Source organism: Bradyrhizobium sp. 62 (assembly GCF_023073035.1).
Lineage (GTDB): Bacteria > Pseudomonadota > Alphaproteobacteria > Rhizobiales > Xanthobacteraceae > Bradyrhizobium.
Map to the genome: position 1 here is coordinate 154,646 of NZ_JADPIT010000010.1, position 1,329 is coordinate 155,974.

1 protein-coding gene and 1 pseudogene are annotated in these 1,329 nt (G+C 60.8%); both read left to right on the plus strand.

Translation table 11 applies throughout. The annotated features are described in order from the left end of the window. Positions 1 to 613: pseudogene (gene tarD, locus IVB47_RS04880) on the plus strand (D(-)-tartrate dehydratase); the annotation flags it as partial. Between the two features lie 211 nt (positions 614 to 824). Then, positions 825 to 1,112: a GIY-YIG nuclease family protein gene (locus IVB47_RS04885; RefSeq protein WP_027519749.1), complete on the plus strand. Its 288-nt coding sequence runs from the start codon at positions 825 to 827 to the stop codon at positions 1,110 to 1,112. Positions 1,113 to 1,329 lie beyond the last annotated feature (217 nt).

Genomic DNA, 1,329 nt, shown 5'->3' on the forward strand with positions numbered 1-1,329 from the left:
CGGCGCCGATATCGAGGACGATCGCGCCCGCATCGAAGCGGTGCTGAAGGAGATCGGCAAGGACGCGCAACTCGCCGTGGACGCCAACGGCCGCTTCGATCTCGAGACCGGCATCGCCTATGCCAAGATGCTGCGGGACTATCCCTTGTTCTGGTACGAGGAGGTCGGCGACCCCCTCGACTACGCGCTGCAGGCAGCGCTCGCCGAATTCTATCCGGGACCGATGGCAACGGGCGAAAACCTGTTCAGCCACCAGGACGCCCGCAATCTGATCCGCTACGGCGGCATGCGCCCCGACCGCGACTGGCTGCAATTCGACTGCGCGTTGTCCTACGGCCTGTGCGAATACCAGCGCACGCTGGAGGTGCTGAAAACGTATGGTTGGTCGCCGAGCCGCTGCATCCCCCACGGCGGCCACCAGATGTCGCTCAACATCGCAGCCGGCCTTGGCCTCGGCGGCAACGAGAGCTACCCCGATCTGTTCCAGCCCTATGGCGGCTTCCCCGACGGCGTCCGGGTCGAGAACGGCCACATCACCATGCCCGACCTGCCGGGCATCGGCTTCGAGGGGAAATCGGATCTCTACAAGGAAATGAAGGCGCTGGCGGAGTAGCCCGACGCGAGGGGCCGCACACTCCGTCATTGCGAGCGCAGTGAAGCATTCCAGAGTCTTTCCGCGGGCGCAGTCTGGATTGCTTCGTCGCATCAGCGCAAAATTGCTTTGCAATTTTGTCACGAACTCCTCGCAATGACGATGTGGCGAAAGTCTCGCAATCATCTCTTGGTTGTAATATCATGAAAGCTCTCCTCAGCTGAGCACGATCATGAAGCAGCCTTGCGTGTACATGTTCGCCAATCGTCGCAACGGGACGATCTATACAGGCGTCACGTCCAATCCACCGCGCCGCGCGTTCGAGCACCGCGAGGGCTTGGTGAAGGGGTTCTCGTCAAAGTATGGCTGCAAGCTTCTCGTCTGGTACGAGCTGCATGCGACGATGACCGACGCGATCACACGCGAGAAGCAGATCAAGGCCGGCAGCCGGGAAAAGAAGCTTGCGCTGATCGAGAGCGTCAATCCGGATTGGATGGATTTGTACGAGACGCTGATCTGATTGCACCAGGTGTCACCACACACTCCGTCGTTGCGAGCGTAGCGAAGCAATCCAGAGTGTCTCCAAGCAGGCAGTCTGGATTGGCTTCGTCGCGAGAGCTCCTCGCAACGACGGTGGCGAGGGTGATGTCTCTCCTGTCAGCGCCTAGACCGGGGACGGTGGTCTTGATGCCTCAGGTGTCACCACACAGTCCGTCATTGCGAGCGCAGCGAAGCAA